The sequence below is a fragment of the Pseudoduganella sp. R-31 genome (genome assembly GCF_049913235.1).
GTDB lineage: Bacteria > Pseudomonadota > Gammaproteobacteria > Burkholderiales > Burkholderiaceae_D > Rugamonas.
Genome location: NZ_CP183986.1, coordinates 5,728,809 through 5,742,653, shown reverse-complemented (window position 1 = coordinate 5,742,653; position 13,845 = coordinate 5,728,809). Strand labels below are relative to the sequence as shown.

The 13,845-nt window shown below is 66.3% G+C and carries 13 protein-coding genes; 3 read left to right on the top strand and 10 right to left on the bottom strand.

Translation table 11 applies throughout. The features are described 5' to 3' along the window. Positions 1 to 60: 60 nt before the first annotated feature. The 5 genes from ACN9MY_RS26180 to ACN9MY_RS26160 are packed head-to-tail and all read right to left on the bottom strand — an operon-like array spanning position 61 to position 6,712. Positions 61 to 564: a DUF1003 domain-containing protein gene (locus tag ACN9MY_RS26180; protein WP_426164334.1), complete on the bottom strand. Its 504-nt coding sequence runs from the start codon at positions 562 to 564 to the stop codon at positions 61 to 63. Between the two features lie 2 nt (positions 565 to 566). Next, positions 567 to 1,031 carry an AraC family transcriptional regulator gene (locus ACN9MY_RS26175; RefSeq protein ID WP_426164331.1) on the bottom strand — a complete coding sequence of 155 codons (465 nt, stop codon included), beginning with the start codon at positions 1,029 to 1,031 and terminating at the stop codon, positions 567 to 569. Positions 1,032 to 1,041: 10 nt separating this feature from the next. Continuing rightward, positions 1,042 to 4,140, bottom strand: a complete 3,099-nt coding sequence (locus ACN9MY_RS26170; RefSeq protein ID WP_426164329.1) for an efflux RND transporter permease subunit — start codon at positions 4,138 to 4,140, stop codon at positions 1,042 to 1,044. A gap of 9 nt (positions 4,141 to 4,149) precedes the next feature. After that, positions 4,150 to 5,295: an efflux RND transporter periplasmic adaptor subunit gene (locus ACN9MY_RS26165; protein ID WP_426164327.1), complete on the bottom strand. Its 1,146-nt coding sequence runs from the start codon at positions 5,293 to 5,295 to the stop codon at positions 4,150 to 4,152. Positions 5,296 to 5,308: 13 nt separating this feature from the next. Beyond that, positions 5,309 to 6,712: an efflux transporter outer membrane subunit gene (locus tag ACN9MY_RS26160; protein WP_426164325.1), complete on the bottom strand. Its 1,404-nt coding sequence runs from the start codon at positions 6,710 to 6,712 to the stop codon at positions 5,309 to 5,311. Between the two features lie 140 nt (positions 6,713 to 6,852). On the opposite strand from ACN9MY_RS26160, the gene ACN9MY_RS26155 reads away from it, so the two are divergent. Beyond that, positions 6,853 to 8,214 carry a DUF1800 domain-containing protein gene (locus ACN9MY_RS26155; protein ID WP_426164323.1) on the top strand — a complete coding sequence of 454 codons (1,362 nt, stop codon included), beginning with the start codon at positions 6,853 to 6,855 and terminating at the stop codon, positions 8,212 to 8,214. 11 nt (positions 8,215 to 8,225) lie between these two features. Then, positions 8,226 to 9,473, top strand: a complete 1,248-nt coding sequence (locus ACN9MY_RS26150) for a DUF1501 domain-containing protein (protein ID WP_426319098.1) — start codon at positions 8,226 to 8,228, stop codon at positions 9,471 to 9,473. Here the strand turns inward: ACN9MY_RS26150 and ACN9MY_RS26145 are convergent. Continuing rightward, positions 9,470 to 10,003 carry an ester cyclase gene (locus tag ACN9MY_RS26145; protein WP_426164319.1) on the bottom strand — a complete coding sequence of 178 codons (534 nt, stop codon included), beginning with the start codon at positions 10,001 to 10,003 and terminating at the stop codon, positions 9,470 to 9,472. The two genes, ACN9MY_RS26150 and ACN9MY_RS26145, sit on opposite strands and share 4 nt — an antisense overlap. Before the next feature lie 97 nt (positions 10,004 to 10,100). Between ACN9MY_RS26145 and ACN9MY_RS26140 the strand changes: the two genes are divergently transcribed. Beyond that, entirely contained in the window at positions 10,101 to 11,045 is a 945-nt protein-coding gene (locus tag ACN9MY_RS26140; protein WP_426164317.1) for a LysR family transcriptional regulator, read from the top strand. A 72-nt stretch (positions 11,046 to 11,117) separates the two neighbouring features. On the opposite strand, the gene ACN9MY_RS26135 is transcribed toward ACN9MY_RS26140, so the two are convergent. From ACN9MY_RS26135 to ACN9MY_RS26120, 4 genes are read right to left on the bottom strand one after another with little or no spacing between them, the layout of a single operon-like run. After that, positions 11,118 to 11,567 (bottom strand): hypothetical protein, encoded by a 450-nt coding sequence (locus ACN9MY_RS26135; protein ID WP_426336362.1) that lies wholly within the window; start codon positions 11,565 to 11,567, stop codon positions 11,118 to 11,120. Continuing rightward, on the bottom strand, positions 11,564 to 12,355 hold the full coding sequence (locus ACN9MY_RS26130; RefSeq protein WP_426336361.1) for an FAD:protein FMN transferase: 792 nt from the start codon (positions 12,353 to 12,355) through the stop codon (positions 11,564 to 11,566). The genes ACN9MY_RS26135 and ACN9MY_RS26130 overlap by 4 nt, the downstream gene beginning before the upstream one ends. Next, positions 12,355 to 12,894 carry an FMN-binding protein gene (locus ACN9MY_RS26125; protein WP_426164311.1) on the bottom strand — a complete coding sequence of 180 codons (540 nt, stop codon included), beginning with the start codon at positions 12,892 to 12,894 and terminating at the stop codon, positions 12,355 to 12,357. Before ACN9MY_RS26125 ends, ACN9MY_RS26130 begins: the two co-directional genes overlap by 1 nt. 11 nt (positions 12,895 to 12,905) lie before the next feature. Continuing rightward, positions 12,906 to 13,790, bottom strand: a complete 885-nt coding sequence (locus ACN9MY_RS26120) for a DUF6662 family protein (RefSeq protein ID WP_426164309.1) — start codon at positions 13,788 to 13,790, stop codon at positions 12,906 to 12,908. Positions 13,791 to 13,845 lie beyond the last annotated feature (55 nt).

Genomic DNA, 13,845 nt, shown 5'->3' with positions numbered 1-13,845 from the left:
GCGCAATTGTGAATGCCGATTATGCGTTGATTATGTGTTTCCTGTGAAGCTGCGTGATGCTCAGGAACCGTCCTTCCGCTCATGCAGCAGGTGACCGTGAACTTCAGCGGTCAGCTTGTCGATGCGCTCGACCAGCTCCTTGGTGGTCTGGGTCAGTTCAGTATTCTGGCGAAGCAGCTCCATCATCTGCGCTGTGTGGCGGGCCGCCTGCTGTGCCAGCGCCTCGCGGTGGCGCGCGTCGGCATCGTTGTGGGCCTTGTCCCGTTCGGCCTGGCGCGTTTGCGCGAGAAGGATCAGCGGCGCCGCGTAAGCTGCCTGCAGGCTGAACGCAAGGTTCAGCAGGATGAAGGGGTAGCGGTCGAAACGCGTGAGGCCCCAGATGTTCGCACCGATCCACACCGCCACGATGACAGTCTGCGCCCCGAGGAACAGCGGCGTGCCGAAGAAGCGGGCGAACGCTTCGGCCTTGAGGCCGAAGGTGTCCGCGCCAAAGGTCTTGCTCAGGTGTTCATGTTCGCGATGAAAGCGCAGGTGGTCGCTGTCGTGGCCTGGCTGGCTGCTCATGATCAGTCGATCGGGATAAAGAGTTCGCAGGCGAATTCGCCCGTTTGCGGGTCGGCTCGAAAATCTGCGGCATAACGTTCGAAGCAGGGGCCGGGGCGGCCTTTCAAGCCCGCCTCGGGCAAGCCCCGTGAATAGAATTCATGCCACGCGTCGCCAATACCGCCTGCCGGGCCATAATAGTCCGCCACGGCATAGCGCCCGCCGGGAATGGTTGCCAGCGCCGCTGGCGGCGGCGCCGGGTCGTCATGCCCGACTTCGACGCAGGCGTCGTAGCGGCACTTCTCTGGCGGAGTATTGCCGGGATCATCCAGCGCCACGCCGTAGGTGACGCGTCCCATCAGGCCGTTGGACTGCATCCACGGCGCCACCACGTCGCGCCAGAAATCGCCCAGGGCCGGGCCAAAGGGCCCGGTGTGGCGCAGGCAGGCAACGCGGGCCGGTTCTATTTCTACGGTGCGGACTTTCATGGCAGGCTCCTCATTCGGCGACGGGCGCCGGTGCATGCTTGTGCGGCTTGCGGACCTTATGCACGATGCGCTTGATCAGGTGTTCGGCATCGTCCACATAGGTGAACACGGCCGGCACCACCAGCAGCGACAGCAGGGTGGAAGTAATCAGGCCGCCGATCACGGCAATCGCCATCGGCGAGCGGAAGCTCGGGTCGGCGCCCCAGCCCATGGCCAGCGGCATCATGCCGGCGCCCATGGCGATGGTGGTCATCAGGATCGGGCGGCTGCGCTTGTGGCAGGCGTCGACCAGCGCATCGAAGCGGCTCATGCCTTCGGCGCGCGCCAGGATGGCATAGTCGACCAGCAGGATCGAGTTCTTGGTCACGATCCCCATCAGCATGATCAGGCCGATCATGGATGGCATCGACAGCGCTTTCTGCGTCACCAGCAGCGCCACGAAGGCGCCGCCGATCGACAGCGGCAGCGCGGCAAGAATGGTCAGCGGCTGCAGGAAATCGTGGAACAGGAGCACCAGTACGCCGTAGATGCACAGCACGCCGATCAGCATGGCGATGCCGAAACTGGCGAACAGGTTCTGCATTTCCTGCGTGTCGCCCAGCTCGGCGCGGGTCACGGTTGGCGGCAGGTTCTTCATCGACGGCAGCTGGCGTGCCTCTTCATCCAGTTCGCCCAGCGAGCGGCTGCCCAGCTCCACATCCAGCGTCACGTTGCGGCTGCGGTTCAGGCGGTCGATCTGGGCCGGGCCGGAGTCCATGGTGATGGTCGCCACATTGGCCAGCATCACAGGGCCATTGCGGCCGGGGACTGTCAGGCGGCCGATGGCATCCAGGTCGGCGCGTACGCTGTCCGGCAGCTTGACGCGGATCGGCACCTGGCGTTCGGCCAGGTTCATCTTGGTCAGTTCGAAGTCGTAGTCGCCCGCGGTGGCCACGCGCACCGTTTCGCCGATGGCATTGGCGGTCACGCCCAGGTCGGCCGCCCTGGCAAAGTCGGGGCGCACGATGATTTCCGGACGCACCAGCGAAGCGCTCGAGGTGACATTGCCTATGCCGTGCAGGGTGCGCAGGTCGCGCTCCACCTTGCGCGCCGAGTCGATCAGCGCCACCGGGTCTTCCGAACGCAGCACGAGCTGCATCTTCACGCCGGTATCCGGCGGGCCGACGGTGAAGCGCGCGCCCGGCAGGGCGGACAGCTTTTCGCGGATCATGTCGTCGATCTGGGGCATCGACTCCTTGCGGTCGTTGCGGTGCCTGGTCGTGATGGTCAGGACGGCGCGGCGCGCTTCGGCCGCGGCGCCGGGTGCAAAGGCGTCGCCGGAAGAGCCTCCGCCGATGGAGCTGAATACGTTGGTGACCGGCTTGACTTCCATGATGGCCAGGCGGGCGCGCTCGGCGATGGCGCGCGTTTCAGCCAGCGTGGAGCCGGGCGGCAGTTCCAGGTTGACCATGGTCTGGCCGCGGTCGGCCGGCGGCACGAAGCCGGTCGGCAGCAGGCCCACCAGCATGATCGATCCGACAAAGAAGGCGCCTGCGGCCAGCGCGGTCTTGCCGCGATTATCCAGGCACCAGCGCATGGTCTTCATATAGCGCTGCATGATCCAGCCGTCTTCCTGCTGCGGCTTGTCGGTCTGCTTCAGCAGGTGGGCCGCCATCATCGGCGTCAGCAAGCGCGCCACGACCAGCGACGCCAGCACCGCCAGCACGGCGGCCCAGCCGAACTGCTTGAAGAACTTGCCGGGAATGCCGCCCATGAAGGCGGTCGGCAGGAATACGGCAACCAGGGCAAAGGTGGTGGCGATCACCGCCATGCCGATTTCGTCGGCCGCTTCAAGGGCGGCCTGCATCGGCGTTTTACCCATGTGCAGGTGGCGCTCGATGTTTTCGATTTCCACGATCGCGTCGTCCACCAGCACGCCGACCACCAGGGCCAGCGACAGCAGGGTCACGGTGTTCAGCGTGAAGCCCATCCAGTACATGCCGAGGAAGGCCGGCAGCACCGACAGCGGCAGCGCCGAAGCGGCTACCAGCGTGGCGCGCCAGTCGCGCAGGAACCACCACACCACCAGCACGGCCAGGATGGCGCCTTCGTACAGCAGTTCCATCGAGCCGTCGAAGTTCTCGGCAACCGGCTCGGCATTGTCGATCGATTGCGTGATGTCGATGGTCGGATGCGCCTTGCGCAATTGCTCCACTGCCGCGCGCGCATCGGCGGCGACCTGGGTTTCGCTGGCACCCTTGGTACGGAAGATTTCGAAGGCGACGACCTTCTTGCCGTCCTGCGTCGCCTCCGAGCGCGGTTCGGCAATGGTGTCGGTCACGTCGGCCACCTGATCGAGGCGGATGTGGCGCCCATCGCCCAGCGGGATATCCATCTGCGAAAGTTCCTGCGCGCTTTTCACGGTCGCGATGGTGCGCACAGATTGCTCGGCGCCGCTGACGTCGCCGCGCCCGCCCGGCGCTTCCTTCTGCACCTGGCGCAGCATGCGCGACACGTCCAGCGCGGACACGCGCAGGGCCGCCATGCGTTCGTCATCCAGCTCGACGCGGATTTCCCGGCTCACGCCGCCGACGCGCTTGACGGCGCCGACGCCGGGCACCGACAGCAGCTTCTTGGCCACGGTATTGTCCACATACCAGCTCAGGTCCGCATCGTCGATCTTCGTTCCTTGCTTCGGCGTGACGGTGAAGGCCAGGATCACGCGGCCTGCGGTGGACACCTTGCTGACCACCGGGTCGCGCATTTCGCCGGGCATGTCGGCGCGCACCTGGGTGACGGCGTCGCGCACTTCGTTGACTGCGTCGGACAGGTTCTTCTCGAGAATGAACTCAACGGTGATGGTGGCGGTGCCGTCCAGCACCTTGGCGTAGATGTTCTTCACGCCTTGCAGCGTGGCGACCGAATCCTCGATCTTGCGCGCCACTTCGGTTTCCAGCTGGGCCGGCGCGGCGCCGGGCAGCGAGGCGGAAACGGTGACGATCGGCAGTTCGATGTCCGGGAAGTCCTGCACCGGGTTGGCGCGGTAGGCCATCCAGCCTGCCAGCGACAGCAGGATGAACAGCATGATCGCCGGAACCGGGTGCTTGATTGAGAGGGCGGAAAAGTTCACGGCGCCTCCTTAGCGTGCCGGCTTGACCGCCGCAGCGGCTTGCGCCGGCGCGCCGGTATTGCGTACCAGGTCGCCGTCGTTCAGGAAACCTGCGCCGGCAGCCACGATCTGCGCATCGGGCGCCAGCCCGGACAGCACTTCAATGCGGTCGCCGATGCGGCGGCCCGGCTGCACCTTGACCTGGCTCACGCGCTGGTCCTGGTTCAGGCGGAAGACGTAGCTGAAGCCATCGCGCACGGTAATCGCCTGCTGCGGCACGGTCAGCGCATCGGATGCGCCAAGCTCGAACTGGCCGGTGGCGAACATGCCGGCCTTGAACGGCGCCTGCTTGCCGTTATTCGGCGGCAGGTCGACATAGACCAGGGCGGAACGGGTCTGCGGGTCGATGGTCGGCGCCACCATGCGCACCTTGCCGGTCAGTTCACTGCCATTGGCGGCCTTGACGACGGCATTGCCGCCAATCCTGATGTTGCGCAGGTCGGCGGCCGTGACTTCGGCGCGCCATTCCAGGCGTCCCTGGCGGATCATGCGAAACAGCTCTGTTCCCGGGCCGGCGACGGCGCCGACGGTGGCGCTGCGGGCCGAGATCACGCCCGCGTCGGGCGCGACCACCCTGGTGTAGCGCAGGCGCAGTTCGGCCGACGCCAGCATGGCCTTGGCGGAGGCGGCGCGCGCCTGGGCCGTGGCTTCGGCGGTGGTGTACTGGCTGATCTGCTGGGCGCTCAGGGCGCCGGTGTCCTGGATCGAGCGTGCGCGCTCGGCATTGGCCTTCGCTTCCGCGGCGGCAGCTTCGGCTTCCATCAAGGCGGCCTTGGCTTGCGCCACTTCGGCCTGCGGGGTTTCCGGCGCGAACACGGCCAGTACTTCGCCCTTGGTGACGACGTCGCCCACGTTGACTTTGACGTCCGACAGGCGCAGGCCGTTCGATTCGCTGCTGATGATTGCCTCTTGCCAGGCGGCGACGTTGCCGTTGGCGGTCAGGCGGATCGGCAGGCTGGTTTTCTGAGGGCGGACGGTCGTGACGGTCAGCGATGGCTTGGCGGCGGCAGGCTTCTTGTCTTCGGCCATGGCGCAGGGCGCCTGGGCCAGGGCGGCAAGGGCAGTAGCAACTGCCAGGGCGGCGACAGCGGAGGGAGTGCGGTGCAGTGGTTTCATAGTTTGTCCAATCTTATTGCGCGGCAGGTGCGGCCCAGCCGCCGCCTGCTGCACGGTACAGGGCGATCCAGGCGGCGCTGCGTTCGCGCTGCAGGTTCACCACTGTGTTTTCTGCGGCCAGCCGCGTACGGCGGGCGTCTTCCAGTTCAAGCAGGCTGGCCAGCCCGTTCTTGTAGCGTTCTTCGGTCGCGGTGAAGAAGCTGCGATAGCCGTCCAGCGCGGTTTGCGCATCCTCGGCACGCTCCTGCGTGCTTTGCAGCGCCACCAGCGCCTGTTCAACCTCCGACACTGCCTGGCGCACGCTGGCCTTGTAGCTCGATACGGCTGCGTCATAGCGGGCGCGGGAAGCTTCCACATTGGCGCGGCGCACGCCCCAGTCGATGATCGGCAGGGTCATTTGCAGGGGGCCGATGGTCCACACGTTGGCGGTGATGTCCTGGCCGCCGGCATGCAGGCGGCCGCGCCCGATGGAGCCGGAAAGGCCCAGGCGCGGCAGGCGCTCGGCGCGCGCGCTGGCGACGTCGTAGCTGGCAGCAGCCACTTCGCGCTCGGCGTTGAACACGTCCGGACGCTGCGCCAGCACCTGGGCCGGCACCGTATCGATAGCGACGCCGGCTTCCGGCGACAGCACGGCATCGGCTGCGCTGTCGCCCAGGCGCGCGCGCAGCTCCGGTTCCGCGATGGCGGTCAGCGCCACCAGCACTTTCAGTTCGCTGTCGCAGGCGGCGCGCTGGGCCACCGCGCGGTTATTGCCGTCGGCGGCGCTGGCGCGGGCCAGGGCATTGGCGGAGGGCGACTGGAAGCCGGCCTTGGTGGTGATGTCGGTCAGGCGCGCGGTATGGGCGCGCGAGGCGGCATCCATGCGGGCAACGTCCAGCAGCTTTTCGCAGGCGCGCAGGCTGTAATACTGGTTGGCCGTTTCGGCCGCCACGCTGACGCGGGCTTCGTGCCAGCCCGCCTGCGCGCCCTCGTGGCGCGCGATGGCAGCGTTGCGGCGCGCGCGGCCGCCGCCGAACAGGTCGATCTCCCACTGGGCCTGGGCCAGCAGCTGGGTGGTGGTATTGGTAGGAGCGCTGGCGGACTGCTGGCTCATGCGGGTGGAGGTCAGTACACCGGTCAGCGAAGGTGCGAGGGCGGCGCCGGCGGCGGTGCGCTCGGCGCTGGCTGCTGCGAAGCGCGCCTGGGCGCTGGCGATGGTGGGACTGGCCGCCTGTGCGGCCTCGATCAACTGCACCAGCAGCGGATCGGACTGGCGCTGCCACCAATTGGCCAGTTCACCGGTACTGCCGTTATGGGGCAGGGGGGCCTGCCATTGTTGCGGCGCATCCGCCGCGACCTTGTTCGCCGGTCCGGTGATGCCGCAGGCGCTGAGCGCCAGCATGGCCGCCACCGATAGCGGGACCTGATATCTCTTCATGCCGTCCTTTCAATTTGCGCAACGTGAATTAGAGCATACAAATCAAACAATTAACATCCTGATACAAAGGAGTCTTTGCCCTCAATCCGGCGGCTAGCGTATAAAGAAAGTCCTGTAGATCATTGTATTGAGACGACATCATGCGAAGCTGGATACTCGGCGCCGTGCTTGCGGCGCTCCCCCAGGCCGCCCTGTGGGCTGCGCCACTGGCCGGCGAGCAGGCAGCTGTCCATGTGCTGAACCGGCTGGCATATGGACCGCGGCCCGGCGATATCGAGCGGGTGCGCCAGTCCGGCGTGCAAGCTTATATTGATGAGCAACTCACCCCGCCGGCCTTGCCTGGTGCGTTAGCCCAGCGGCTGGACAGGCTGGAAACGCTGAAAATGAGCGCGGGCGATGCGCTGGAACGATTCCAGGAAGCACGCAGCGGCGACCAGGGCGAGCGCCGGGAAGTGGTGCAGCAGATGGCGTCCGAGGCAGCCGAAGCCCGCCTGCTGCGCGCCATCGAAAGCCCGCGCCAGCTGGAAGAGGTGATGGTTGACTTCTGGTATAACCACTTCAACGTATTTTCAGGCAAAGGCCAGGACCGCGCCCTGGTGGCCAGCTACGAGCGCGATGCGATCCGTCCCTACGTGTTTGGCTCCTTCCGCCAGATGCTCGGCGCCACGGCCCATCATCCAGCCATGCTGTTCTACCTGGATAACTGGGTCTCGAAGGCTGGCGGCCTGAATGAAAACTACGCCCGCGAGCTGATGGAGCTGCACACCCTGGGCGTGGACGGCGGCTATACCCAGAAAGACGTGACCGAGCTCGCGCGCATGCTGACCGGCTGGACCTACCGCCCCAAGCGCGACGCCCAGTTCGCCTTCGATCCGCGCCGCCACGATAACGGCGCCAAGACCTGGCTGGGCAAGCCGGTCACCGCGCGCGGGGAAGCGGAAGGCGAGTATGCGCTGGACGTGCTGGCGACGCACCCCGCGACCGCGCGCCATGTCAGCAGCAAGCTGGCGCAGTACTTCGTGGCCGACCAGCCGCCGCCCGCGCTGGTGGAGCGCTTGGCGCAAAGCTGGATCGCCAGCAAGGGCGATATCCGCACCGTGCTGCGCACCCTGTTCTCCAGCCCGGAGTTCATGGACCAGCAATATGCCGGCGCCAAGTTCAAGACGCCCTACCAGTACGTGGTATCCGCCTCGCGCGCCGCTGCCATGCCGATGCCCGAAGTGAAGCCGCTGGTCGGCATCCTGAACCGGCTCGGCATGCCCCTGTACGGCTGCCAGACGCCGGATGGCTACAAGAACACCGAAGGCGCCTGGCTGAACCCGGATGGCCTGAGCCGCCGCATCAGCTACGCGCTGTCATTTTCCAACGGCGCCGATGCCGACAAGGTGCAGGAAGCATTAGGCGCCTCGGTGTCGAAACAGACTGCCGCCATCGTCGCCGACAGCAATGAACGCCTGCGCGCCGCCATGCTGCTCGGCAGCCCCGACTTCATGCAACGCTAACGGAGCGCGCCATGCAACGACGCCAATTCCTGAACGCCTTTGCCGCCAGCGCCGGCCTGATGCTGCCGCTCAGCCCCCATGCCTGGGCAGCGACCATGGCCCCCGGCAGCAGCTCGCCCACCGCGAAAAAACTGATCGTCGTCATGCTGCGCGGCGCGGTGGACGGCCTGAACGTGGTGGCGCCGGTGGCCGACCCCGAATATGCCCGCCTGCGCCCGAATATTGCGCTGGCCAGGCCGGGCGCCGAGGACGGCGCGCTGAACCTGGACGGCTACTTTGGCCTGCATCCGGCGCTGGCGCCCTTGATGCCGCTGTGGGAGCAGAAAAAGCTGGCCTTCGTGCACGCCAGCGGCTCGCCGGATGCGAGCCGGTCCCACTTCGATGCGCAAGACTATATGGAGTCCGCCACGCCGGGCGTGAAGAGCACGCAGGATGGCTGGATGAACCGCCTGCTTGGCAGCCTGCCGGGCGACACCACGCCGACGCGGGCGCTCAGCATCGGCCCGGTCATGCCGCGCGTGCTGTCCGGCGCGCAGCCGGCCACCAACCTTGCCAATGGCGCGGCCGGAACCCGCTCCACGCCGCTCGACCGGCCGCAGATCGCCAAGGCTTTCGACGCGCTGTACGCCGGCAATGAACGCTACGGCAAAGTGTACCAGGCCGGGCGCAAGGCCCATGAGGAAGTGATGGCCGCTGCCAACGGCGGCATGATGTCCGAGATGCAGGCGGCCGATAACGGCGCGCCGCTGCCGAACGGCTTTCCTGACGATGCCGGCCGGCTTGCCACGCTGATGCGCAACAACCCCAACATCCAGCTCGCCTTCGTTGCGCTGGGCGGCTGGGACACGCATGCCAACCAGGGTGCCGGCACCGGGCAACTGGCCAACCGCCTGCAGCCGCTGGGGCAGGGATTGGCGACGCTGGCGCAGCGCCTTGGCCCCTTGTTCGACGATACCGTGATTGTCGTGATGTCCGAGTTCGGCCGCACCGCGCGCGAGAACGGCAACCGGGGCACCGACCATGGCCACGGCAACGCCATGTGGCTGCTGGGCGGCAAGCTCCAGGGCGGCAAGGTCGCAGGCGAATGGAAAGGCCTGGCCGAGGCCCAGTTGAACGAGGGCCGCGACCTGCCTGTGACCACCGACTTCCGCCATGTGCTGGCGCACGTGGCCGAGCGCCACCTGCGCCTGCCCGACACGGCGCTGGCGCGCACCTTCCCCGGCCTGCCTTCCGCTGCGCGCCTGCAGTTGCTGGCTTAGTCTCCGATCACGCCGAGCTGGCGCAGGAAGGCGAGGTTGTCTTCGATGTGCCAGTTGTCGGTGATGCGGCCGTCAACGACGCGGTAGATGTCGGTGGCGATGAAGTCGATCGCCTGTCCTTTTCCGTGCACGCCCTTGAAACTGCCGGTGAAATGGCCCCGGAAGCGCAAGTGCACGACGGCGCGGTCGCCGCTGACAATCAGTTGCTCGATCTCGGCGCTCATATCGGGTACGGCAGCGCGCACGAAGGCTGATGCCGCCAACGGGCCTGGCAATCCTTGTGCGCGGCCAGGCGGCAGGGTGCGGTCGGTGAATCCTGGCGCCAGCGCGGCGCGGGCCAGCGCTTCGTCACCGTTGTTCCAGAACGATGCGTAGCGGCGGGCGGCAAGCACGCTGGCTTCGGCCTGTGCCGCCGGCAGCGAAGGGTCGACAAGCTGCTGGCGGGGATGGACCAGTTGCGCTTCGGGGGCCGCGTGGGCGCCAGCCAGGGGCAGGGCAGCTAGCAACAGGGTGGTCAGCTGTTTCATCATATCTCCTTTGGAAAGAATTGCATGGTATTCGCCCTGGTGTGGCTAAAATAGACGGCAATGACGAATACATACTTTCCAATTCAGGGAGAATCGGCCCATGCTTGATGATTTGCCGGCCCTGCGGGCTTTTGCGCACATCGTTGCGGCAGGCAGCATGTCGGCCGCGGCGCGTGAACTTGAACTGCCGCTATCGGTGGTGAGCAAACGCCTGGCGCAGCTCGAGAAGAATATCGGCCTGCGTCTGCTGCAGCGGACCACCCGGCGCCAGGCGCTGACGGCCGACGGTGCCTTGTTCCATGCGCGCGTCCTGCGCATCCTGGAGGAGGTTGGCCAGGCCGAGTCCCTGCTCGCGCACAGCCGGCAAGAAGTGGATGGCCTGCTGCGCCTGAGCGCTCCAGCCGAACTTGGACGCCAGCACATCGTTCCCATCGTCGCCGACTTCCAGCGCCAGCATCCCGGCCTGCAGGTACAGCTTGAACTGACCGATACGGTAGTGAACCTGCTGGAAACCGGACAGGACATGGCGATCCGTTTCGGCAGCGTGGAAGATCCCAACCTGGTGGTGCGCCGGCTGGCGCCGAATTTCCGCGTGCTGTGCGCCGCGCCCTCTTACCTGGCGCAGCACGGCACGCCGGCAAGTCCTGCTGAGCTAACCGGGCATCGTTGCATCGTGATCGGTGACGCCCGGCGCGTCGACTGGCGCTTTGCTGGTGAAGCCAGCGTGCGCGTGGCCGCAACCTTCCTCACCAATGATGGCCAGGCTGCGCACATGCTGGCGCTGCAAGGTAGTGGCTTGGTAGTAAAATCGATCTGGGATGTGGGCGATGACCTGCTGGCCGGGCGCTTGCAGCGCCTGTTGCCACGCTATGGCATGCCGGCCGCGCCGCTGCAGGCGATCCTGCCGCACGGCCGCAACCTGCCGCTCCGGGTTCGCCTCTTCCTTGATTACCTGCAGGTACGCCTGACGTCTGCCTGGCGTTGGGACGCGGTTGGGGACGAGAATCATGCTGAAGTTTCTATGGAAGTTGACCAGCCCCGATGAGCGGTCGGAGAACACGCTCGGCATGATTGCCGCGGTGTTCAGCCTGATCGCACTGGGCTGGCTGGTGCTGGCTTAAACCGCTGGGCCATGATGATGCCGGCTACGGTAGCCGCGCAGCCAGTGCCAGCCGAAAGGGCCGAGCAGGACGATGCCCAGGGCCAGGTGCAGCAGCGCCGCCATGGTGCCCGCTTGTTCCTCGCCCAGGTAATAGACTGCCACGGCGCTCATGCACAGCAGCACCAGCAAAGAGCCGACGAACACGCCGCTGCCACGGTGCTTCCGGCGTCGCCAGCCCGCGCGCATGTGCAGGCTCCATAAGGACCCGGTAAACGCCGCCAGGCTGAAGCCGCCGGCTGCGTGCAGCATCGCCGTGTAAACGCGGGCCTCGCCCGGCAGGCGCCAGGGCAGGTCCATTTCGGCGCGCATCACCAGCGTGCCGGGCGCCAGCAACAGGCCGGTGACCAGCATCATCAGCAGCGCGCCGAGCAGCGCGCGCAAGAACCAGCGGGGATAGCCTTTCATGCCACTTGCCCTCCCAGGCTTGCCAGCAGTTCTGCGCGTACCTGCGCTGGCGCAATGGCGGCCACCTTCGTCAATGCGTCGGCGCGCCACGCGCTGCGCGCGGTCACCGACCAGACGCCTTGTTGCGGCGCCAGACCGGCCGGGCCAATGATGTCGGCGCCGAAGGATTCGTCGCGCCGGGAGGCCACCATCGAACTGGCGAAAGCTGCGTTGCGCAGCGTGCCGCAAGGGCGCACGCCGCCGTCTTCGCCGCGCAGGGCAATCGGCAGTTCGATGTCGCCGAAGACGCGGAGATCGCCGCCGGCGTTGATCCAGCCCGCCACCGCGCCGGCCCGGCGCATGGCGCGGCAGGCCACATCGACGGCAAAGCCTTTGGCGATTCCGTCCAGCACCAGGCGCACCGGCCGCCGCAAGCGGACAGCTCCTCTGCCCAGTTCCACGTCAAGCGCCGAGCCGCGTTCCAGCGCGGGCAAGCCGCCATGGTCGGGCAGGCTGCCCCGGCGCACCTGCGCGCCGCCGACGGTAAAGTCGAAGTAGCCGCCACTGGCCAGCATCAGGCCGCGTGCAAGGCGCAGCAGGCGGACCGTGTCGCCATGCACGGCGACCCAGCCGCCGTCGCTGCCGTTGATGCGCGACAGTTCGCTGCCCGGGTCCTGGAAGCTCCAGCGTTCCTGCGCCAGTGCCAGGCTGGCAAAGGCCGCGTCGAGGGCGGGCAGGCCGGCGCTGCCGGAGCAGCCTGCCTCGATGAAAGTGCCCAATGCAGGGCGCATGCGGCGCACTACGTCCATCAGGCCTTGAGGAACATCTGCTGGATTACCAGCAGCCGCTTGACGCCATCCATCACATTGCGGCACGACAGGGTGGCGCCGCTGATGTTCTGGATGTCCTGGTCCAGCTTGAACGGATCGCTGACCGACTTGCCGGCGAATTGCTTGCGCCAAGCCGGCTCGCGTACCTGGCCGCCGTGCGTTTCGCGGTAGCTCATGATTTCGATGCCGACTACCTTGCCATCGGCGCCAATGGCGGTGGCGTAGGTAATGAACTCGTGCTTGCCGATCACTTCATCGACCATCAGCCAGCCCTGCAGCTTGCCGTTCTTCTCGGCGCGCCAGAGCTTCATTTCGTCGTTGCGCTGGCGCACGCCGGCAGCGGCCTTGATGCGGTCGCGCTGTTCACCGCTGAACTTCAGGGTCTGCTCGCTGAACTGGGCGCCGGGAAACAACTGCTCCTGCGCCTGCGCCACCGTCAGGTAGTCGGTGGCGTAGGCCGTGGGACCGGCCAGCACGGCCACAGGAAGGAAGAAGGCATTCCAGCGAAGTGCACTCATGGCGATTCCCTTTAGAAGTTGTAGCCGACCTTCAAACGCAGCTCGTTCTTGGTGCGCTCGATCAGGTGCAATTGCTTCGCAGGCTGGCCGTCGTAACGCTCGCCGCCACCGCGTAGCTGGCGGAACACGGTCAGCGTCGCCCACCATTGCTTGCCGCCATAGTGCAGCGAAGGGCCGCCGAAGACCGACCAGCGCTCCTGCCCAACCTCGGTCTCATACTCGTTTTCGAACAGCGCTTCAACGCCGGCATACCAGCCCGGTGCGAAACGGTAGGACAGGCCGGTGCCGATCTTGGTCGAGATTTCCATCTCCGGATCGGTCGGCCATTCGAAGTCTTCCGGCAGGTCGGCAATGGCCTTGCGTTTTTCGTGCGCTGCGCGCAGGCCGATATTGCCCACCCAGGTCAGCTGGCCTTCCAGGAAGTACTTCTGCGCCTGCAGTTGCGCTTCGAATTCCAGTTCGCGCTTGCGCTGGCCCGAGTGCACGTCCAGGCGGCCGTATTCGAAGGAGGTATAGGCGGACAGGCCGAAATCGTCCTTGGCCGGGCTGAGGAAGTTGTACTTGGCTGCGACTTCAAAGCCTTGCAGGCGCAGGTTGGAATCAATGTCCTTCGGCAGGTAGCCGTTGATCAGCAGGCCTTGGCTCTTGACGGCCAGGCCGTTCACTTCGGCCGATACCTGGAAGCGGTCGGTCACGCCGTATTCGATCTCGGTCTTGGTGTCCACCGCGCGGTAGTGGCCGCTGCCCTTGTTGTTGCGCTGGGTGACCCATTGGTAAAACTCGCCGCTGCCTTTTGGCAGGACTTCGGAGCCGCGGACGTAGCCGAACAGGTTTTCATCCGCGAGGGCGGGCAAGGCGGCCAGCAAGCCGGCGGCCAGTACGACATGTTTGCGCATTGAACTGGTTTAACGAAGTTGAAAAATGCGCAATAATAAATGCGAATCATTCGCA